Here is a 20,109-nt window from a genome sequence, read left to right as displayed (position 1 = left end):
CAGGTTACCTCCTTAAATTAATGCGCGGGAGCTGGCTGCGGGGCAAAAGCGCGCGCTTTATCCAGCGTAATAAATGAAATCAGCGTAAAGCACAGGGCGATACCTCCGAGCACGATATAGCTGCTGGTAAAGCCCATGCTCTGGTACATATGACCGATGCCGGTAGAAAGGAAAATAGAGCTAAAGCTTTTCGAAAACTGGAAGCCGATTAAATAAACCGTGGCTGATAGCAGCGGGTTGAAGTTGGCCGTAATATATTTCAGCGCGGCGACGAGTAATACCGAGCTTTCAAAACCGTGCAGCAGTTTAATCAGGCTAATGGAAACCGGACCCATAGCCCAGGCCGAGCCGATAATGCGCAGACTCATAATCATTCCGCAGTACAGCAGAGCATTTTTCGGGCCGATTTTATTCACGAACCATGGGGCGAAAAACATCACCACCGCATCAAGGAAAATCTGACCTGTGGTTAAATAGCCGAACACTTCCGCGCCGCGCGCTTTGCTCTCAAAGAAGTGGCTGTAATAGATGGCGAACTGCTGGTCGTAGGTTTCATATACCGCGCCAACGCCGATCGTGTAGATCGCGAAGAACCAGAATTTCTTCATTTTCAGCAGCGAGGTGGCGTCGCTCAGGGTGACCGGCGAGGATTTATTACTCTGCATTGCGCCTTGTTTATTCGCGCTAATCTGCATTTTCCAGACAATGACCAGCAGGCATACGCCGGCGCAGCTGGCCAGCCAGAAAATCATGTTCTGGTCGATCCCGTAGAGCTTGCCAGCCGCGAAGGTGCCGATAGCCGCGCCAATGCCGCCAAACATTCTGGCGCGACCAAACTCAAAACCGGAAGCGCGGCTGACTTTATCAATGTAAGCTTCGCAAATACCGCAGCCTGCGCCGTAGGCCATGCCAATATAGATACCGCCGGCCAGCGCCCCGAGAAAAACGTTAACTTTTAATAATGGTGCAAAGACGTAGATCCAGTAGGGGGCAAAAAGGGTAATAATGATGGCCAGCATCCACATCAGGTTTTTACGATAAACCAGCCTGTCGGATATAAAACCGAATAGCGGCTGAACGCAAACGGCAATAACCGCAGTAAAGGAATAAACCAGACCGACATCGGTGTAATTAATACCGATGGTCTCCGTTAACCACAATGATAAATAAGGATAGCAGCATCCCCAGCCAATAAAGAAGAACAGGAAGAACAGACAGCTTATATAGTAGTTTTTATTTGATTCTATCATGGTAACCCTCGCTTCCTTTATTCAGGAATATGATCGTATAGACGCGAGCAAAGTTACCTTTTTGCGCAGAGGGGAGTCATGAACGTTTCGCTATGGAGCAGTAAAAATCTGCTATTGCCCGAGGGGCGTGAGCAGCCTCACATTCGGGCAATAAAAAAGGCGGATTTTCATCCGCCTTGTCGGTTCGTCAAAGGTTTTACGCTGACTCTTTATCGCTGTTGGCCGCATCCGGCAGCTTGGGCACCAGCACCGTCGGCTTATTGTCGATACGGGTCACCAGCAGCTGATCGATGCGGTAGTTGTCGATATCCACCACTTCGAACTTATAGCCGGAGAATTTCACCGCGTCGGTGCGCTTGGGAATTTTACGCAGCATAAACATCATAAAGCCGCCGATGGTCTCGTAATTGCCGGACTGCGGGAAATCATCGATATCCAGTACCCGCATCACGTCGTCGATCGGCGTTCCGCCGTCAATGAGCCAGGAGTTTTCATCGCGCGCGACGATCTGCTCTTCCAGCCCCTGGCCGACGAGGTCGCCCATCAGGGTGGTCATCACGTCGTTAAGGGTGATAATCCCGACCACCAGCGCATATTCGTTCATGATCACGGCGAAGTCTTCACCGGCGGTTTTAAAGCTTTCCAGCGCTTCAGAGAGCGTCAGGGTATCCGGGACAATCAGGGTGTTGCGGATCTGCACGCCGCCGGTCAGTACCAGGCTCTGGTTCGCCAGCACGCGGTTCAGCAGGTCTTTAGAGTCAACGTAGCCGATGATATGGTCGATATCTTCGTTACACACCAGGAATTTGGAGTGTGGATGCTCCGCGACCTTATTCTTCAGGCTCTGCTCATCTTCATGAAGATCGAACCAGATGACGTTTTCACGTGAGGTCATGGATGAAGGCACGGTGCGCGATTCCAGCTCGAACACGTTTTCAATCAGCTCATGCTCCTGCTTACGCAGCACCCCGGCCAGCGCGCCGGCTTCCACTACGGCGTAAATATCATCTGAGGTAATGTCGTCTTTACGCACCATCGGAATTTTGAACAGGCGGAAGATGTTGTTGGCCATGCCGTTAAACAACCACACCAGCGGGCGGAAAATAAACAAGCAGAAGCGCATCGGGTTGATGATGCGTAAAGCGACGGCTTCAGGCGCGATCATACCGATGCGTTTCGGAGTCAGGTCAGCAAACAGAATGAACAGGCTGGTGACCAGGGTAAAGGAAATAATAAAGCTCAGCTGCTCGGAGAGCTCCGGCGACAGATAGCGGCTCAGCAGGCCGTAGAAAGCCGGTGAAAACGCAGCATCGCCGACGATACCGCCGAGAATCGCCACCGCGTTGAGGCCGATTTGCACCACGGTAAAGAACATACCGGGGTTTTCCTGCATCTTCAGCACGCGTTGAGCGTTGATGTTGCCATCATCGGCCAGCAGCTTGAGTTTGATTTTACGTGATGCGGCCAGCGAGATTTCCGATATCGAAAAGAACGCACTGACGGCTATCAGACAGAGTATTACTAAAATACTGTTTAACATATCTTATCTGACCGTTGAGATCAGATCCTCGGAAGGGAAGTGGATAACGCTAAGTGGAATTCACAAAAAGCCGGTCCGAAGGCCCTGGACCGGCGATAGCACGGCGTAGTATAGCGTAAGGTACTGTAAAGCCGCCAGAGCGTAAATTATTCAATCCGGCGGTCTGCGGGAACCACGCGGCAGCATCAGGCCTGCGGCGGCAAACAAACGCCGATTCCGCCGATACCGCAGTATCCGTACGGGTTTTTATGCAGATACTGCTGATGATCGTCTTCGGCATAATAGAACGGCTTCGCCGTCGCGATCTCGGTAGTGATAGTGCGCGAGTCGTTAGCTTCCTTCATTGCCGCCTGGAAACGCGCCAGGCTGGCCTGTGCTGCCTCGCTCTGCTCCGGCGTCAGCGGATAAATCGCGGAACGATACTGGGTACCGCGATCGTTACCCTGCTGCATACCCTGCGCCGGGTCGTGGTTTTCCCAGAAGACCTGGAGCAGCTGCTCATAGCTGATAACCTGCGGATCGTAGACCACGCGCACCGCTTCAGCATGGCCGGTTTCGCCGCTGCACACTTCGCGGTAGGTCGGGTTGGGCGTATAGCCGCCGGTGTAGCCAGCGGCGGTACTGTAGACGCCGGGCAGCTGCCAGAACAGGCGTTCAACGCCCCAGAAGCAGCCCATGGCGAACAGGGCGACTTCCATTCCTGCGGGAACGTTGGTCATCGAGTGGCCATTGACGGCGTGGAGCGTAGCCACCGGCATCGGCGTGTTGCGTCCCGGCAGCGCGTCCGCTTGGGCGACAAGATGCGTTTTATCAAATAGACTCACGGTGGGCCTCTCAAAACAGAAAATGTGGTTAAGGTTGTAACCAAGCGCGTCTTTTAACACAATAAACGCGCTTAATACGTCTAGATTTAAACATAAGAATTATTTGGGTGAACGTCTATTTTTCAACCCTTAGTTGTTAGGGTTTTGTTAAGCCGTGGAACGGCACTTTCGTTTCCTTCGGGGGGAAACAAGGATATTCAGGAGAAAACGTGCTACAAATCCGCCAGTTATGTTTCACCAGCCTTTTGCTGGTCAGCGGGGTCGCCAGCGCAGCGAGCGTGCGTTTGCAGGTTGAGGGGCTATCCGGGGAACTGGAAAAAAACGTCCGCGCCCAACTCTCTACGATCCAGAGCGATGAAGTCACGCCGGACCGGCGCTTTCGCGCGCGCGTTGATGATGCTATCCGCGAAGGCCTGAAAGCGCTCGGCTACTACGAACCGACGATCGATTTTGATTTACGTCCGCCGCCGGCGAGGGGCCGCCAGGTCCTGATCGCCAAAGTGACGCCCGGCGAACCGGTGCGCATTGGCGGCACTGACGTGATTTTACGCGGCGGCGCCCGAACCGATCGCGACTATCTGGATTTGTTGAAAACGCGCCCGGCGATCGGCACCGTGCTAAACCACGGCGACTATGATGGCTTCAAAAGCTCCCTGACCCGCGTTGCGCTACGTAAAGGCTATTTTGATAGCGAGTTTAATAAAAGCCAGCTCGGCGTCTCTCTCGACCGGCATCAGGCCTTCTGGGATATCGACTACAACAGCGGCGAGCGCTACCGCTTTGGCCCGGTCACTTTTGAAGGCTCGCAAATTCGTGACGAATATCTGCAAAACCTGGTGCCGTTTAAGCAGGGCGACTACTACACCTCGCAGGATTTAGCCGAACTTAACCGCCGCCTGGCGGCAACCGGCTGGTTTAGCTCCGTCGTGGTGGCGCCGCAGTTTGACAAGTCCCGCCAGACGAAAGTGCTGCCTTTGCAGGGCGTGGTCTCTCCGCGTAAAGAGAACACCGTGGAAACCGGGGTCGGCTACTCAACCGACGTCGGGCCGCGCGTCAAAGGTACCTGGAGAAAGCCGTGGATGAACTCATACGGCCACAGCCTCACTTCCAGCCTCAGCCTTTCCGCCCCTGAACAGCAGCTTGATTTCAGCTACAAGGTACCGCTGTTAAAAAGCCCTCTGGAGCAGTACTACCTGATGCAGGGCGGCTTTAAGCGTACCGATCTTAACGATACCAAAGCCGACTCTACGACCCTCGGGGTATCACGTTTTTGGGAGATGTCGAGCGGCTGGCAGCGTGCGCTGAACCTGCGCTGGAGCCTCGACCACTTTACCCAGGCCAACGTCACTAACACCACCATGCTGATCTACCCCGGCGTGTCGGTGAACCGCACACGTTCGCGCGGCGGCCTGATGCCGACCTGGGGTGATTCGCAGCGCTATTCGGTGGACTACTCCAACACCATGTGGGGTTCGGACATCAACTTTATCGTGATGCAGGCGCAGGATGTCTGGATCCGCACCCTGTATGACCGCCACCGCTTCGTGGTGCGCGGCAATCTCGGCTGGATTGAGGCCGATAACTTCAGCAAGGTCCCGCCGGATCTGCGTTTCTTCGCCGGTGGCGACCGCAGCATTCGCGGTTATAAATACAAATCTATCTCGCCAAAAGATGACGACGGCAAACTGATGGGGGCCTCGAAGCTGGCTACCGGTTCGCTGGAGTATCAGTACAACGTGAGCGGCAAGTGGTGGGGCGCGGTGTTCGTCGATAGCGGCGAAGCGGTAAGCGATATCCGCGAGAGCGATTTTAAAACCGGCGCCGGCCTCGGCGTGCGCTGGCAGTCTCCGGTCGGACCAATCAAGCTGGATATCGCCAGACCGATCGGCGACAAAGAAGAGCACGGTTTACAGTTTTATATCGGTCTGGGGCCTGAATTATGAGTTTATGGAAGAAGATAAGCCTCGGCGTACTGATTTTTCTTGTGCTGCTGCTGGGGACGGTAGGATTCCTGGTGGGGACCACCACCGGCCTGCATCTGGTGATCAAAGCCGCCGACCGCTGGGTTCCGGGGCTGGAGATCGGCAAAGCGACCGGCGGCTGGCGCGATTTGACGCTGGAGAACGTGCGCTTTGAGCAGCCGGGCGTGGCGGTCACCGCTGGTCAGTTCCACCTCGGCGTCAAACTGCGCTGCCTGTGGGACAGCAGCCTGTGCGTCAACGATCTTTCTCTGCGCGATATCTATGTGGCGATCGATACCAGCAAGATGCCGCCGGCAGCGCCGGTTGAAGAAGAAGATAGCGGCCCGCTGAATCTCTCCACGCCTTATCCCATCACCCTGAGCCGGGTGGCGCTGCATAACGTCAACGTAAAAATTGACGATACCGCCATCTCGCTGCGCGACTTTACCAGCGGTCTGAACTGGCAGGAGAAAAACCTGACCCTGACGCCGACCTCCCTGCAGGGGTTGCTCATCGCGCTGCCGAAGGTGGCGAAGGTGGCCCAGGAGCAGGTGGTCGAGCCGAAAATTGACAATCCGCGGCCGGAAGAAAAGCCGCTCGGCGAGACGATGAAAGATCTGTTCTCGAAGCCGGTACTGCCGGAAATGACCGACGTCCATCTGCCGTTGAATCTCAATATTCAGGCGTTCCGCGGCGAGCAGCTGCGTCTCACCGGCGATACCGATATCACTATCTATAATCTGCTGCTTCAAGTCAGCAGTATTGATGGTCAGATGAAGCTGGACGCGCTGGACGTGGACTCCGACCAGGGGAAAGTCACGGCTTCCGGTAACGCGCAGCTGCAGGATAACTGGCCGGTCGATATCACCCTCAACGGTACGCTGAATATTGACCCCCTGAAGGGCGAGAAAGTGCAGCTAAAAGTGGGCGGCGAAGTGCGTAAAAAGCTCACGGTCGGCGTGGATCTGAATGGTCCAGTCGCGATGATGCTGCGCGCCGAAACGCAGCTGGCGGAGGCCGGCCTGCCGCTGGATATGGAGGTGAAAAGCAAGCAGCTCTACTGGCCGTTTACCGGCGAGAAAGCGTATCAGGCTGACGATCTTCTGCTGAAATTTAACGGCAAGATGACCGACTACACCCTGACCTTTAGCACCGCGGTGAAAGGGCAGTCGCTGCCGCCAGCGAAGATTAACCTGAACGCGAAGGGCAACGAGCAGCAGGTGAATCTCGATAAGCTCACCGTCGCCGCCCTCGAAGGGAAAACCGAACTGAAGGCGCTGCTCGACTGGCAGCAGGCGATCAGCTGGCGCGGCGAACTGACGCTTGACGGCATCAACACCGCTAAAGAGGTCCCGGACTGGCCGTCGAAGCTCAACGGTCTGATTAAGACCCAGGGCAGCCTGTACGGCGGCAGCTGGCAGATGTCGGTGCCGGAGCTGAAAATCACCGGTAACGTGAAGCAAAACAAAGTCGATGTGAGCGGATCGCTGCAGGGAAACAGCTATATGCAGTGGAAAATCCCCGGCCTGCATCTGGCTTTAGGCCCTAACAGCGCCGACGTGAAAGGCGAGCTGGGGGTCAAAGACCTTAACCTCGACGCCACCATTGACGCACCGCATCTCGATAACGCCCTGCCGGGCCTGGGCGGCACGGCGAAAGGGCTGGTGAAGGTTCGCGGCACCGTCGACGCGCCGCAGCTGCTGGCGGATATCACCGCCCGGGCGCTGCGCTGGCAGGAGCTGTCGGTGGCTCAGGTGAACGTGAAGGGCGATGTGAAATCCACCGACCAGATTGGCGGTAACCTTGACGTACGCGTAGACCGTATTAGCCAGCCGGGCGTGAATATCAGTCTGGTGCAGCTCAATGCGAAGGGCAATGAGAAACAGCACAACCTGCAGCTGCGGGTGCAGGGCGACCCGGTCTCCGGGCAGCTCTCGCTGGCGGGGAGCTTTGACCGCAAAGCGGAGCGCTGGAAAGGTACGCTGAGCAATACCCGTTTCCAGACCCCGGTGGGGCCGGTGGCGCTGACGCGGGATATCGCGCTGGATTACCGCAACCTCGAGCAGAAAATCAGCATCGGGCCGCACTGCTGGACTAACCCGAACGCCGAGCTGTGCGTACCTCAGACCATCGACGCCGGCGCGAGCGGGCGCGCGGTGGTGAACCTCAACCGTTTCGACCTGGCGATGCTCAAGCCGTTTATGCCGGAAGCGACCCAGGCCAGCGGCGTGTTTAGCGGTAATGCCGACGTGAGCTGGGACACCACCAAAGAGGGGCTGCCGCAGGGTAAGGTCACCCTGAGCGGGCGTAACGTGAAGGTGACGCAGACGGTCAACGACGCGCCGCTGCCGGTGGCTTTCGATACCCTGAACCTCACGGCCGATCTGCACAATAACCGCGCCCAGCTGGGCTGGCTGATTCGCCTGACCAACAATGGCCAGCTGGACGGACAGGTGCAGGTCACCGATCCCCAGGGCCGACGCAATCTGGGCGGTAACGTCAATATCAGCAACTTCTCGCTGGCGATGATCAACCCTATCTTCTCGCGCGGTGAAAAGGCGGAAGGGAGACTGAACGCGCGTCTGACGCTGGGCGGTAACGTCCAGAGCCCGCAGCTTTTCGGTCAGATGCAGCTGAACGGCGTGGATATTGACGGTAACTTTATGCCGTTTGATATGCAGCCGAGCCAGCTGGCGATGAATTTTACCGGTACCCGTTCGACCCTGCAGGGGACGGTGAACACTCGCCAGGGACAGATTGCGCTCAGCGGTAACGCCGACTGGACGCAGATTGACAACTGGCGCGCGCAGATTGCGGCGAAGGGCAGCCGGGTGCGGATAACCGTGCCGCCGATGGTGCGCCTCGATGTGTCGCCGGACGTGGTCTTTACCGCCACGCCAAGCCTGTTTAACCTGGATGGCAGCGTTGATGTGCCCTGGGCGCGAATCGTCGTCAACGAAGTGCCGGAAAGCGCCGTTGGGGTCTCATCTGACGAAGTGATGCTGGATAAAAATCTGCAGCCGATTAAGCAGCAGAGCGCCGGTATCCCTATCAACAGCAATCTGACGATTCACGTGGGCAACAACGTTCGTCTCGACGCCTTTGGTCTGAAAGCGCGTCTGACCGGCGATTTGAAAGTGGCGCAGGACAAACAGGGGCTGGGGCTCAACGGGCAGATCAACATCCCGGAAGGGCGCTTCCATGCCTACGGCCAGGATCTGATCGTGCGTAAAGGCGAGCTGCTGTTCTCCGGTCCGCCGGATCAGCCGCTGCTGAATATCGAGGCCATTCGTAATCCGGACGCCACCGAGGACGACGTTATCGCCGGCGTTCGCGTGACCGGCTCGGCCGATCAGCCGAAAGCGGAGATTTTCTCCGATCCGGCGATGTCGCAGCAGGAAGCGCTCTCTTACCTGCTACGCGGGCAGGGTTTAGGCAGCGGACAGAGCGATAGCGCAGCCATGACTTCAATGCTTATTGGTATGGGGGTTGCACAAAGTGGTCAGGTTGTGGGTAAAATCGGCGAGACGTTTGGCGTAAGCAATCTGGCGCTGGATACCGAGGGAGTGGGCGACTCCTCCCAGGTGGTGGTCAGCGGCTATGTACTGCCGGGTCTGCAGGTAAAATATGGGGTAGGGATCTTTGACTCCCTGGCGACGTTGACGTTACGCTATCGCCTGATGCCTAAGCTATATATGGAAGCTGTGTCTGGCGTAGACCAGGCTCTCGATTTGCTCTATCAGTTTGAGTTTTAGCAATGCGAATATTTGTTTACGGCAGTTTACGACGCAAACAAGGCAACAGCCACTGGATGACCAACGCTCAGTGGCTGGGCGATCATAGTGTCAATGATTATCAACTGTACAGCCTGGGCCACTATCCAGGCGCGGTGCCCGGCGATGGCACGGTACATGGTGAGGTCTATCGTATTGACGCATCGACGCTGGCTGAATTGGATGCGCTGCGTACCAAAGGCGGCGAGTATGCTCGTCACCTGATCCAGACGCCCTACGGTAGCGCCTGGATGTATGTCTATCAGCGCCCCGTTGAGGGCTTCACGCTGATAGAAAGCGGCAACTGGTTGGATAAAGACCAGTATTAATAACGATAACGCCACCTTCGGGTGGCGTTGTTTTTTGTGGCGCCAGGTGCTGTCGCCGGCTAAGGCGTCAGCCGCCGCTCGGGCATGGATCAACGGCCAAAAAAAACACCGCCCGGAGGCGGTGTTTTTACGAACCTGAGTGCGGCAGAATTACTTCTTAGCGCGCTCGAAGGAAGCCACGATTTCAGCTTTCGCCGCTTCAGCGTTGTCCCAGCCGTCAACCTTAACCCATTTGCCCGCTTCGAGGTCTTTATAGTGCTCGAAGAAGTGGGTGATCTGCGCTTTCAGCAGTTCCGGCAGGTCGTTCACATCTTTAATGTGATCGTACTCTTTGCTCAGCTTGGTGTGCGGTACCGCAACCAGTTTCGCATCTTCACCGGATTCGTCGGTCATTTTCAGCACGCCAACCGGACGGCAGCGGATGACTGAACCTGGCTCCAGCGGGTAGGGCGTCGGGACCAGAACGTCAACCGGGTCGCCGTCCAGGGACAGGGTGTGGTTGATGTAGCCGTAGTTGCACGGATAGAACATCGCCGTGGACATGAAACGGTCAACGAACAGTGCACCGCTCTCTTTGTCGACTTCGTATTTGATAGGATCTGCGTTCGCCGGGATCTCGATCACGACGTAGATGTCTTCCGGCAGATCTTTGCCCGCAGGTACGTTGAGTAAGCTCATGTCTGTTTCCTTTAAAATGTATGGCAAACAAGTGCCCGGTATTATAGCCAACTCACATCGAATGTCTTCGCTTCTTTTTCCCCTGAACGGGTGGGTGGCGTCTGAATTTTTCAGCGTAAGACAGCCTGAAAATCCATAAACATAGCCGCATACTGAATAAAATTATGTAACCGTTTTCATTGCATATGCTTGATATCTCAAAGTGTGCAAAATTTCGTCATAAACGGCGAAGCTCGCGCGGCTCGCGAAGCCTCACCGGCTCTCCGCTGGTGAGATGGCCGCTGATTAACATCTAATTAACTTTTTTGAAGTGTGATGTAACGCATTCAGTTACATCTCCGATTGTCTATAGTTTGTCCGCAGGTGAGGCTTTAACCAACAATAACCCTACGAGGATCCTCTTATGTGGAAGCGCTTACTTCTTGTCACAGCAGTTTCCGCAGCTATGTCGTCTATGGTCATGGCTGCCCCTCTTACCGTAGGTTTTTCGCAGGTCGGTTCTGAATCCGGCTGGCGTGCGGCCGAAACTAACGTCGCGAAAGAGGAGGCCGCGAAGCGCGGCATCACTCTGAAGATTGCCGACGCGCAACAAAAACAGGAAAACCAGATTAAAGCCGTACGCTCCTTTATTGCTCAGGGCGTCGATGCCATCTTCATCGCGCCGGTCGTGGCGACCGGCTGGGAGCCGGTACTGAAAGAAGCGAAAGAGGCCAAAATCCCGGTATTCCTGCTCGACCGCTCAATTGATGTTAAAGACAAAGATCTCTACATGACCACCGTTACCGCGAACAACGTGCTGGAAGGCCAACTGATCGGTGAGTGGCTGGTCAAAACCGTCGACGGTAAGCCGTGTAACGTTGTAGAACTGCAGGGCACCGTGGGGGCCAGCGTGGCGATTGACCGCAAGAAAGGCTTCGCTGAGGCCATTTCTAAAGCCTCTAATATCAAAATTATCCGCTCCCAGTCCGGCGATTTTACCCGCAGCAAGGGCAAAGAAGTTATGGAGAGCTTTATTAAAGCGGAAAACAACGGCAAGAACATCTGCATGGTTTACGCCCATAACGACGACATGGTGATTGGCGCCATTCAGGCGATTAAAGAGGCCGGGCTGAAGCCGGGCAAAGATATCCTCACCGGCTCTATCGACGGCGTGCCGGATATCTATAAAGCGATGATGGCCGGCGAGGCCAATGCCAGCGTCGAGCTGACGCCGAATATGGCCGGTCCGGCGTTCGATGCGCTGGAGAAATACAAAAAAGACGGCACCCTGCCTGAAAAAGTCACCATCACCAAATCGACCCTCTACCTGCCGGATACGGCGAAAGAAGAGTTAGAGAAGAAGAAAAATATGGGCTACTGAGTAGCCGAATGACAGGTTCACCGCCGCCTCCGGGATGTCCCCGGTCGCTAAAGCGCGGCTGATTTCCCTCTCCTCCCATCGGGGAGAGGGCAAAGGTGAGGGGGAGAGCATGAACGGCGAATTACATCAGGAAATCCTTCGTACTGAAGGGCTTAGCAAATTTTTCCCCGGCGTGAAGGCGCTGGATAACGTTAATTTTAGCCTGCGCCGGGGCGAAATCATGGCTCTGTTAGGCGAAAACGGCGCAGGTAAATCCACCCTGATCAAAGCGCTGACCGGCGTCTATCATGCCGATCGCGGGGCCATCTGGCTGGAAGGGCGGGAGATCGCGCCGAAAAATACCGCTCACGCTCAGCAGTTGGGGATCGGCACCGTCTATCAGGAAGTGAACCTGCTGCCTAATATGTCGGTGGCGGATAATCTGTTTATCGGCCGCGAGCCCAGACGCTTTGGCCTGCTGCGGCGTAAAGAGATGGAAAAGCGCGCCACCGCGCTGATGGCGTCCTACGGTTTTTCTCTTGATGTCCGTGAACCGCTGAACCGCTTTTCGGTGGCGATGCAGCAGATTGTCGCGATCTGCCGGGCGATCGACCTGTCAGCAAAAGTGTTAATTCTTGATGAACCGACCGCCAGCCTGGATACCCAGGAGGTGGAGATGCTCTTTACCCTGATGCGCCAGCTGCGCGATAGCGCGGTCAGCCTGATTTTCGTCACCCACTTCCTCGACCAGGTGTATGCCGTCAGCGATCGCATCACCGTGCTGCGTAACGGCGGTTTTGTTGGCTGTCGGGAAACCCGCGAGCTGCCGCAAATTGAACTGGTGAAGATGATGCTGGGCCGTGAGCTGGAGCATAACGCCCTGCAGCGCGCGGGCCGCACCCTGCTGAGCGATAAGCCGGTGGCCGCCTTCGAAGATTTTGGCAAAAAAGGCACCATCGCACCGTTTAGTCTGCAGGTCCGTCCCGGTGAAATCGTCGGCCTGGCGGGTCTGCTAGGCTCCGGACGCACGGAAACCGCGGAAGTCATTTTCGGCATTAAACCCGCCGACAGCGGCAAAGCGTGGATCAAAGGCAAGCCGCAAACCCTGCGCTCGCCGCATCAGGCATCCTGCCTCGGGATCGGCTTCTGTCCGGAAGACCGTAAAACCGACGGCATTATCGCCGCCGCCTCGGTGCGGGAAAATATCGTTCTCGCGCTACAGGCGCAGCGCGGCTGGCTGCGGCCGATTGGCCGGCGCGAACAAAATGAGATTGCTGAACGTTTCATTCGTCAACTGGGTATTCGTACCCCCAGCGCTGAACAGCCGATCGAATTTCTCTCCGGCGGTAATCAGCAGAAGGTGCTGCTCTCCCGGTGGCTGCTGACGAAGCCGCAGTTCTTGATCCTTGATGAACCGACTCGCGGTATTGACGTTGGCGCCCACGCCGAAATCATCCGCCTGATTGAAACCCTGTGCGCCGATGGTCTGGCGCTGCTGGTTATTTCTTCAGAGCTGGAAGAGCTGGTGGGTTACGCCGATCGGGTGATTATCATGCGCGATCGCCAGCAGGTGGCGGAGCTGGCTCTGAGCGAGCTCTCCGTGCCGGCGATCATGAACGCTATTGCGGCATAAGGAGTAACCGATGATGCCTCAATCTGTTCCGAAAACCGGCCAGCCGAAACGGCGCTTTAACTGGCCAAAAGGGATGCCGCAAATTATTGCGCTGCTGCTGGTGCTGGTCGTTGACAGCCTGGTCGCCCCGCATTTCTACCAGATCGTGCTACAGGACGGGCGACTGTTCGGCAGTCCGATAGATATTTTGAACCGCGCCGCACCGGTGGCGCTGCTGGCGATTGGCATGACGCTGGTTATCGCCACCGGCGGGATTGACCTCTCCGTTGGGGCGGTGATGGCGATTGCCGGCGCAACGGCGGCGTCAATGACCGTGGCGGGGCACAGCCTGACGGTTGTGCTGCTCGCATCGCTGGGGGCCGGCGCGCTGGCCGGGCTGTGGAACGGCATTCTGGTGGCGGTGCTGAAGATCCAGCCGTTCGTCGCCACGCTGATCCTGATGGTCGCCGGACGCGGCGTGGCGCAGCTGATCACCTCCGGGCAGATCGTGACCTTTGACTCTCCGCATCTGGCGTGGCTCGGCAGCGGATCGCTACTGCTGTTCCCGACGCCGGTGGTTATCGCCATCGTGACGCTGGTGCTGTTCTGGCTGTTTACCCGCAAAACCGCGCTGGGGATGTTTATCGAAGCGGTGGGGATTAACATTCGCGCGGCAAAAAACGCCGGGGTAAATACCCGCATCGTCGTGATGTTGGCCTACGTGCTGAGCGGCGTTTGCGCGGCGATTGCCGGCATTATCGTTGCGGCGGATATTCGCGGCGCGGATGCCAATAATGCCGGGCTATGGCTGGAGCTGGACGCTATCCTGGCGGTGGTTATCGGCGGCGGCTCGCTGATGGGCGGGCGCTTTAACCTGCTGCTCTCGGTCGTCGGGGCGCTGATTATCCAGGGGATGAATACCGGGATCCTGCTGTCAGGATTCCCGCCGGAGCTTAATCAGGTAGTCAAAGCGGTGGTGGTGCTGTGCGTACTGATCGTCCAGTCGCCGCGCTTTATCAGCATACTGAAGGGGATGCGCGGCCATGATAAAACGTAATTTACCGTTAATGATTACCCTCGCGGTCTTCGTACTGGGATACCTTTACTGCCTGACCCAGTTTCCCGGCTTTGCCTCGACGCGGGTGATCTGCAATATCCTGACCGACAATGCCTTTCTTGGGATCATCGCCGTCGGCATGACCTTCGTGATCCTCTCCGGCGGGATCGATCTGTCGGTCGGGTCGGTGATCGCCTTTACCGGCGTATTTCTCGCTAAAGCGATCGGTTTCTGGGGGATTTCGCCGCTGGTGGCGTTTCCGCTGGTGCTGGTGATGGGCTGCGCCTTTGGCGCGTTTATGGGCCTGCTTATTGATGCGCTGAAAATCCCGGCGTTTATCATCACCCTCGCCGGGATGTTTTTCCTGCGCGGCGTCAGCTACCTGGTCTCGGAAGAGTCGATACCCATTAATCATCCGGTATATGACGCGCTGTCAGGACTGGCATGGACCATCCCCGGCGGCGGACGTCTGAGCGCGATGGGGCTGTTGATGCTGCTGGTGGTGATCGGCGGAATTTTTATGGCTCACCGCACCCGCTTTGGCAATCAGGTTTATGCCATCGGCGGTAATGCGACTTCGGCGAACCTGATGGGGATTTCCACGCGGAGCACAACGATCCGCATTTATATGCTCTCTACCGGGCTGGCGACGCTGGCGGGGATCGTTTTCTCCATCTATACCCAGGCGGGCTATGCGCTGGCGGGCGTTGGCGTTGAACTGGACGCGATTGCATCGGTGGTTATCGGCGGTACGCTGTTAAGCGGTGGGGTGGGGACGGTTCTCGGCACGCTGTTTGGCGTCGCCATTCAGGGGCTGATTCAAACCTACATCAACTTCGACGGTACGCTGAGTTCATGGTGGACCAAGATCGCTATCGGTATCCTGCTGTTTATCTTTATTGCGCTGCAGCGCGGCCTGACGGTGCTGTGGGAGAATCGGCAGAGCTCGCCGGTCACAAGGGTGGGACATTGATTGGAGAATTTCCCCTCCCGTACGGCGGGAGGGGAAGAGGCGCTTTATGCGTCCGGGAACTCTTTAATAAAGTTCTCGACGTCTTCAACCATATGGTTATTGCCGACGAAGAAAGAACGGCGCTGGTGCAGGCTTTCCGGAATGATATCCAGAATACGCTCTTTACCATCGCTGGCCTTACCGCCCGCCTGTTCCGCGAGGAACGCCATCGGGTTGCATTCGTACAGCAGGCGCAGTTTACCGTCCGGGTGGCTGGCGGTGCTCGGGTAGAGATAGATGCCGCCTTTAAGCAGGTTGCGGTGGAAATCCGCCACCAGAGAGCCGATGTAGCGTGAGGTATACGGGCGCTGGGTCTCTTTATCTTCTTCCTGGCAATGCTTGATGTACTTCTTCACACCCATCGGGAACTTGATGTAGTTACCTTCGTTAATCGAGTAGGTGTTGCCCTTTTCCGGGAAGCGCATGCGCTCCTGGCACAGGCAGAAGACGCCAAGGGACGGGTCGTAGGTAAAGGCGTGGACGCCGCAGCCGGTGGTATAAACCAGCATCGTCGAGGAGCCGTAAACCACATAGCCCGCGGCGACCTGTCGGTTGCCCGGTTGCAGGAAATCTTCTTCAGTAACGGGGGTTCCCACCGGCGTGACGCGGCGATAGATAGAGAAAATCGTTCCAACGGAGACGTTAACGTCGATGTTAGAAGATCCATCCAGCGGGTCCATCAGCACCACGTATTTGGCGTGTTCGCATCCTTCAAAGACGACGATTTCATCTTCTTCTTCAGAGGCGATCCCGGCAACAATATCGCGTGCTCGCAGTGCGGCTTTCAACTTTTCATTGGCAAACAGGTCGAGTTTTTGCTGCACCTCGCCCTGAACGTTTTCAGCACCGCTGGCACCCAGGATATCGACCAGACCGGCCTTGTTGATATCGCGGTGGATGATCTTGGCGCCTAACTTTATCGCCGACAACAAAGCAGTAAGCTCGCCGGTTGCGTGAGAGAACTCGTGCTGCTTTTCGACAATAAATTCACCTAACGTTTTCATAACCCGTTCCCTGCATGTTTATGTGAAGTAAAACGAACATAACAATCTTAACAAAGAATAAAAAAAGTTCGCACAGGTGAATCGCGCCAGCAAAATACGGATTCGCCTTAAATGCATTTCTTTCACCCCCAACATCCCGGTAAACTGTGCTTCAGATAAGAGAAGGAAGTGACGAATGCGCATTCATATTTTAGGAATCTGTGGCACGTTTATGGGGGGGCTGGCGATGCTGGCGCGTTCCCTCGGTCATGAGGTAACGGGGTCGGATGCGAACGTCTATCCGCCAATGAGTACCCTGCTGGAAAACCAGGGAATTGAGTTAATTCAAGGATATGATGCCAGCCAGCTGGATCCGCAGCCGGACCTGGTGATCATCGGTAACGCAATGACGCGCGGAAACCCGTGCGTGGAAGCGGTGCTGGAAAATAATATCCCTTACATGTCCGGTCCCCAGTGGCTGCACGATTTCGTGCTGCGCGATCGCTGGGTGCTGGCGGTTGCCGGAACGCACGGAAAAACCACCACTGCCGGTATGGCGACCTGGATCCTCGAAGCCTGCGGCTACAAGCCGGGCTTTGTTATCGGCGGCGTTCCGGGCAACTTCGATGTTTCCGCGCGCCTCGGCGACAGCCCGTTCTTCGTGATTGAAGCCGATGAATACGACTGCGCTTTCTTCGATAAACGTTCCAAATTTGTTCATTACTGCCCGCGCACGTTGATTCTCAATAACCTTGAATTCGACCATGCGGATATTTTTGATGACCTGAAGGCCATCCAGAAACAGTTCCATCATCTGGTGCGTATTGTGCCGGGCAAAGGCAAGATTATCCTGCCGGAGAACGACATCAATCTGAAGCAGACGATGGCGATGGGCTGCTGGAGCGAGCAGGAGCTGGTTGGCGAACAGGGGCACTGGCAGGCGAAAAAGCTCACCACCGATGCTTCCTCCTGGGAAGTGTGGCTGGACGGCGAGAAAGTCGGCGAAGTGAAGTGGGCGCTGGTCGGCGAGCATAATATGCATAACGGCCTGATGGCCATCGCCGCCGCCCGGCATGTCGGCGTGCTGCCTGCCGATGCGGCCAACGCGCTGGGCAGCTTTATCAACGCCCGCCGCCGTCTGGAGCTGCGCGGCGAAGCCAACGGCGTGACCGTATACGATGATTTCGCCCACCACCCGACGGCGATTCTGGCGACCCTGCAGGCGCTACGCGGCAAAGTTGGCGGTACCGCGCGTATTCTTGCCGTGCTTGAACCCCGTTCTAACACCATGAAAATGGGCATTTGCAAAGACGACCTGGCGCCGTCTCTCGGTCGCGCAGACGAGGTCTTCCTGCTGCAGCCGCAGCATATTCCGTGGCAGGTTGCTGAAGTGGCTGACGCTTGCGTACAGCCCGCGCACTGGAGCGCCGATGTCGATGCGCTGGTGGATATGATTGTTAAAACCGCGCATCCGGGCGACCACATTCTGGTGATGAGCAACGGTGGATTTGGCGGCATTCATCAGAAGCTGCTCGATAAGCTGGCGAAAAAAGCCGAGGCGGCCGAGTAGGCTATTCTCCTCGTTTATCCGCCCTCCGCGCGAGGGCGGATGTTTGCTGTGACCAGGATGGTTGATGTTGAATTCAGAAAGAGTGACCTCTACCGATTCCGCGCATTTTCCCGCGATTGACGCGCTGTACGGCAGGGCCTTCCCGTGGCACGAGCAGCGTGAAGCCAAGGCTAAGCAGCAGGCGCTTGATAATCCGCATTATGAACTGGAAGCCTGGTTCGATGATGGCCAGTTTATTGGCCTGAGCGGCTGCTGGCGGTTTGCTGACTATCGCTACGTTGAACATCTGGCCATCGACGATACCTTGCGATCGCGCGGCTACGGCAAGCGGCTGTTAGCTGAAATACTTCATCGGGCGCCGCTGACCGTTCTGGAAATCGATCCGCTGACCAGCGAAGTTGCCCATAAGCGCCTGCGCTTTTATGAAACCATGGGCTTTTGCGCGAATCCCTGGGCGCATCGCCATCCGACCTATCATCAGGGCATCGCCGATCATGAACTGATCGTGTTGAGCTATCCGCAGCCGATTAATGAGGCGCAGTACCAGCGCTTTGTGCAGGATTTGCGTTTGGTGGTCATGGATCAGGCTGGCGCGGTCAAGGTTTTGTAGCCCGGACAAGGCGCGTCAAGCGCCGCCTCCGGGAAACTGCGCGCAATGCCACCTCCGCTTTTCTCCCGGCTCGCGCTGCGCTTAGCCGGGCTACGGGTTTACCGTCGTCTGCGGGCCGGTAGCCCGGGTCAGGCGTTACGCCGCAACCCGGGACGGGCTCAAAGCTTACGCTACTCCTTCGCGATAGGCGTTTCGTTTTCCGCCACTTTGGTATCGCCCTGAATGGTCGCGATTTTCTTCTCTACGTCGGCAACCTGCTCGCTGCTGTGCAGCAGCGTATAGGTCAGATCAAACTGGGTGCTTGCCCCTGGCTGAAGCTGCTTAACGCGTTTTTGCTCGCGCTCGATGGTTACCGGATAGGCGTAGCTGGTGCCCGGCTCAATACCGGTCACGTAACCCTGTTTCTCGGTATCGGTGTTTTTCCACAGCGTCAGCACCGGCAGTTGGCGGGTATCAAACTGAATCGATGCCCCTTTGTCGCCGGCTTTGTTGACCACGGCGGCCAGCGTTTGATGATTTTCATCCGCCAGCGGCTGCATGTTAAACACCATTTCATCGAAACCTTTTGTTGGACCGGCGTAGGTTTGCCAGGTTTTTAAGCCGGCTTTGGCGTAGTCATTGAACGGGCTGATGCTGGCGATCGGCGCCATAAAGCGGGCCCCCTCTTCGAGGATCGGCTTGCCAAAGTTGCTGTGATAGATAATCTGATAGTCATGCGGATAGTCAGCATGGTTGGTTAAGACATCGTGCAGGCTGAAGCTGTTGCTGCCGGGTACATAGCGCAGCTCGGTCATGGTCTGCAGATCCGCTTTCTTAAACGTGCTCTCCTTCACCAGCCCGCGAACGCGAATTTCATACGGCGCGGTGTCCGCGACTTCCACTTCCACCTGTGAAGCCGGCGTGTTGCCGGCCTTGCCGTGCAGGGTATAAATCTGCCCGTCTGCGGTTACCGGGTGGCCGGTCCATTCATAGCCGCAGCGCACCATCATTTCATTGAAGCCTTCCAGCCAGCCCAGCCCGTTGCGGCTTTCGAGGTTAATAAAGGCCGGGTTGACCACCTCTTTTACCGGTGAGTCCCAGCCCATCCGTGAACCAAAACCTTCGATTTTCAGCAGATTCATGCCGCGAGTCGGGCTCAGGGTAATCGTCAGGCCGTCTTTGCTGTGGATTACGAGGATTTTGCTGCCTTCCTGTTTCCCGCCGTGAAGGACTTTTTGCTCAATGCTGAAATTATGATCTTTTATCTTCAGCTGGTCGCTGGTTATCTGCCAGTTTCCTTTATCCATGCCGCTTTCAGCGCTTGTCAGCACCCATGTTTTCGCTACTACTGGCCCAGAAACAAGCATCGCGACTGCTGTTAAAGCTAATGTTTTTTTCATTTTTTAATCCTTTTGCTGAATCGATTGTGTTGCTGATGCAGGGAATTTAGTTGTAAGTGGATTATGAAAATGTGAAGTGTCTCACCTGGTGAGAAAATGGCCGTTTTTATATTTTTAAATGAGATATAAATCGCTTTTTTAAAGTAATTCTAAAAGTGGTTGCTAAAAAAACGTGAATCAAGATGATTTTAG

At 56.2% G+C, this 20,109-nt stretch carries 15 protein-coding genes; 9 read left to right on the top strand and 6 right to left on the bottom strand.

Translation table 11 applies throughout. From position 1 onward, the window contains the following. Positions 1 to 17: 17 nt before the first annotated feature. From HMPREF1144_RS07730 to msrA, 3 genes are all read right to left on the bottom strand, one after another. On the bottom strand, positions 18 to 1,250 hold the full coding sequence (locus HMPREF1144_RS07730) for an oligosaccharide MFS transporter (protein WP_009652376.1): 1,233 nt from the start codon (positions 1,248 to 1,250) through the stop codon (positions 18 to 20). 196 nt (positions 1,251 to 1,446) lie between these two features. Further along, positions 1,447 to 2,790, bottom strand: coding sequence for a hemolysin family protein (locus HMPREF1144_RS07725; RefSeq protein ID WP_004098030.1), 1,344 nt, complete (start codon positions 2,788 to 2,790; stop codon positions 1,447 to 1,449). 185 nt (positions 2,791 to 2,975) lie between these two features. Next, complete coding sequence (gene msrA, locus HMPREF1144_RS07720) at positions 2,976 to 3,614, bottom strand: peptide-methionine (S)-S-oxide reductase MsrA (RefSeq protein ID WP_004098032.1); 639 nt, start codon at positions 3,612 to 3,614, stop codon at positions 2,976 to 2,978. 209 nt (positions 3,615 to 3,823) lie between these two features. Between msrA and tamA the strand changes: the two genes are divergently transcribed. The 3 genes from tamA to HMPREF1144_RS07705 are packed head-to-tail and all read left to right on the top strand — an operon-like array spanning position 3,824 to position 9,677. After that, the gene (gene tamA, locus HMPREF1144_RS07715) at positions 3,824 to 5,557 is read left to right on the top strand and encodes an autotransporter assembly complex protein TamA (protein ID WP_009652357.1); all 1,734 of its coding nucleotides are present in this window, start codon (positions 3,824 to 3,826) and stop codon (positions 5,555 to 5,557) included. Further along, on the top strand, positions 5,554 to 9,330 hold the full coding sequence (tamB, locus tag HMPREF1144_RS07710) for an autotransporter assembly complex protein TamB (protein ID WP_009652323.1): 3,777 nt from the start codon (positions 5,554 to 5,556) through the stop codon (positions 9,328 to 9,330). The genes tamA and tamB overlap by 4 nt, the downstream gene beginning before the upstream one ends. Before the next feature lie 2 nt (positions 9,331 to 9,332). Continuing rightward, complete coding sequence (locus tag HMPREF1144_RS07705) at positions 9,333 to 9,677, top strand: gamma-glutamylcyclotransferase (RefSeq protein WP_004098039.1); 345 nt, start codon at positions 9,333 to 9,335, stop codon at positions 9,675 to 9,677. Between the two features lie 150 nt (positions 9,678 to 9,827). Here the strand turns inward: HMPREF1144_RS07705 and ppa are convergent, their stop codons facing one another. Continuing rightward, entirely contained in the window at positions 9,828 to 10,355 is a 528-nt protein-coding gene (gene ppa, locus HMPREF1144_RS07700; protein WP_004098041.1) for an inorganic diphosphatase, read from the bottom strand. 403 nt (positions 10,356 to 10,758) lie between these two features. Between ppa and ytfQ the strand changes: the two genes are divergently transcribed. The 4 genes from ytfQ (at position 10,759) to yjfF (ending at position 15,336) form a co-directional block, all read left to right on the top strand. Further along, complete coding sequence (ytfQ, locus tag HMPREF1144_RS07695) at positions 10,759 to 11,715, top strand: galactofuranose ABC transporter, galactofuranose-binding protein YtfQ (RefSeq protein WP_004098043.1); 957 nt, start codon at positions 10,759 to 10,761, stop codon at positions 11,713 to 11,715. Between the two features lie 109 nt (positions 11,716 to 11,824). Further along, positions 11,825 to 13,327, top strand: coding sequence for a galactofuranose ABC transporter, ATP-binding protein YtfR (ytfR, locus tag HMPREF1144_RS07690; protein ID WP_009652299.1), 1,503 nt, complete (start codon positions 11,825 to 11,827; stop codon positions 13,325 to 13,327). Positions 13,328 to 13,337: 10 nt separating this feature from the next. Then, on the top strand, positions 13,338 to 14,363 hold the full coding sequence (ytfT, locus tag HMPREF1144_RS07685; RefSeq protein ID WP_009652307.1) for a galactofuranose ABC transporter, ATP-binding protein YtfT: 1,026 nt from the start codon (positions 13,338 to 13,340) through the stop codon (positions 14,361 to 14,363). After that, positions 14,350 to 15,336 carry a galactofuranose ABC transporter, permease protein YjfF gene (gene yjfF, locus HMPREF1144_RS07680; protein ID WP_004098052.1) on the top strand — a complete coding sequence of 329 codons (987 nt, stop codon included), beginning with the start codon at positions 14,350 to 14,352 and terminating at the stop codon, positions 15,334 to 15,336. Before ytfT ends, yjfF begins: the two co-directional genes overlap by 14 nt. A 44-nt stretch (positions 15,337 to 15,380) precedes the next feature. Here yjfF and fbp read toward each other — a convergent pair whose 3' ends face one another. After that, positions 15,381 to 16,379 carry a class 1 fructose-bisphosphatase gene (fbp, locus tag HMPREF1144_RS07675; protein ID WP_004098053.1) on the bottom strand — a complete coding sequence of 333 codons (999 nt, stop codon included), beginning with the start codon at positions 16,377 to 16,379 and terminating at the stop codon, positions 15,381 to 15,383. A gap of 175 nt (positions 16,380 to 16,554) precedes the next feature. Here fbp and mpl point away from each other — a divergent pair, with 175 nt between their 5' ends. Both mpl and HMPREF1144_RS07665 read left to right on the top strand, forming a co-directional pair. Beyond that, positions 16,555 to 17,928 (top strand): UDP-N-acetylmuramate:L-alanyl-gamma-D-glutamyl-meso-diaminopimelate ligase, encoded by a 1,374-nt coding sequence (mpl, locus tag HMPREF1144_RS07670; RefSeq protein WP_004098056.1) that lies wholly within the window; start codon positions 16,555 to 16,557, stop codon positions 17,926 to 17,928. A 64-nt stretch (positions 17,929 to 17,992) separates the two neighbouring features. Then, positions 17,993 to 18,538, top strand: a complete 546-nt coding sequence (locus HMPREF1144_RS07665) for a GNAT family N-acetyltransferase (RefSeq protein WP_009652356.1) — start codon at positions 17,993 to 17,995, stop codon at positions 18,536 to 18,538. 170 nt (positions 18,539 to 18,708) lie between these two features. Here the strand turns inward: HMPREF1144_RS07665 and HMPREF1144_RS07660 are convergent, their stop codons facing one another. Then, positions 18,709 to 19,917 carry an aldose 1-epimerase family protein gene (locus HMPREF1144_RS07660; protein WP_004098059.1) on the bottom strand — a complete coding sequence of 403 codons (1,209 nt, stop codon included), beginning with the start codon at positions 19,915 to 19,917 and terminating at the stop codon, positions 18,709 to 18,711. Positions 19,918 to 20,109 lie beyond the last annotated feature (192 nt).

It is taken from the genome of Klebsiella sp. OBRC7 (genome assembly GCF_000293135.1).
In the GTDB taxonomy this organism is placed as follows: Bacteria; Pseudomonadota; Gammaproteobacteria; order Enterobacterales; family Enterobacteriaceae; genus Klebsiella; species Klebsiella michiganensis.
The sequence above is the reverse complement of the archived record's forward strand: the minus strand, read 5'-3'. Positions and strand labels throughout refer to the sequence as shown.

Excerpts from the sequence above, each read along its gene's own strand:
- HMPREF1144_RS07730 (WP_009652376.1), bottom strand. The coding sequence starts at position 1,250 with ATGATAGAATCAAATAAAAACTACTATATAAGCTGTCTGTTCTTCCTG.
- HMPREF1144_RS07725 (WP_004098030.1), bottom strand. The coding sequence starts at position 2,790 with ATGTTAAACAGTATTTTAGTAATACTCTGTCTGATAGCCGTCAGTGCG.
- tamB (WP_009652323.1), top strand. The coding sequence starts at position 5,554 with ATGAGTTTATGGAAGAAGATAAGCCTCGGCGTACTGATTTTTCTTGTG.
- HMPREF1144_RS07705 (WP_004098039.1), top strand. The coding sequence starts at position 9,333 with ATGCGAATATTTGTTTACGGCAGTTTACGACGCAAACAAGGCAACAGC.
- ppa (WP_004098041.1), bottom strand. The coding sequence starts at position 10,355 with ATGAGCTTACTCAACGTACCTGCGGGCAAAGATCTGCCGGAAGACATC.
- ytfQ (WP_004098043.1), top strand. The coding sequence starts at position 10,759 with ATGTGGAAGCGCTTACTTCTTGTCACAGCAGTTTCCGCAGCTATGTCG.
- ytfR (WP_009652299.1), top strand. The coding sequence starts at position 11,825 with ATGAACGGCGAATTACATCAGGAAATCCTTCGTACTGAAGGGCTTAGC.
- ytfT (WP_009652307.1), top strand. The coding sequence starts at position 13,338 with ATGATGCCTCAATCTGTTCCGAAAACCGGCCAGCCGAAACGGCGCTTT.
- yjfF (WP_004098052.1), top strand. The coding sequence starts at position 14,350 with ATGATAAAACGTAATTTACCGTTAATGATTACCCTCGCGGTCTTCGTA.
- fbp (WP_004098053.1), bottom strand. The coding sequence starts at position 16,379 with ATGAAAACGTTAGGTGAATTTATTGTCGAAAAGCAGCACGAGTTCTCT.
- mpl (WP_004098056.1), top strand. The coding sequence starts at position 16,555 with ATGCGCATTCATATTTTAGGAATCTGTGGCACGTTTATGGGGGGGCTG.
- HMPREF1144_RS07665 (WP_009652356.1), top strand. The coding sequence starts at position 17,993 with ATGTTGAATTCAGAAAGAGTGACCTCTACCGATTCCGCGCATTTTCCC.
- HMPREF1144_RS07660 (WP_004098059.1), bottom strand. The coding sequence starts at position 19,917 with ATGAAAAAAACATTAGCTTTAACAGCAGTCGCGATGCTTGTTTCTGGG.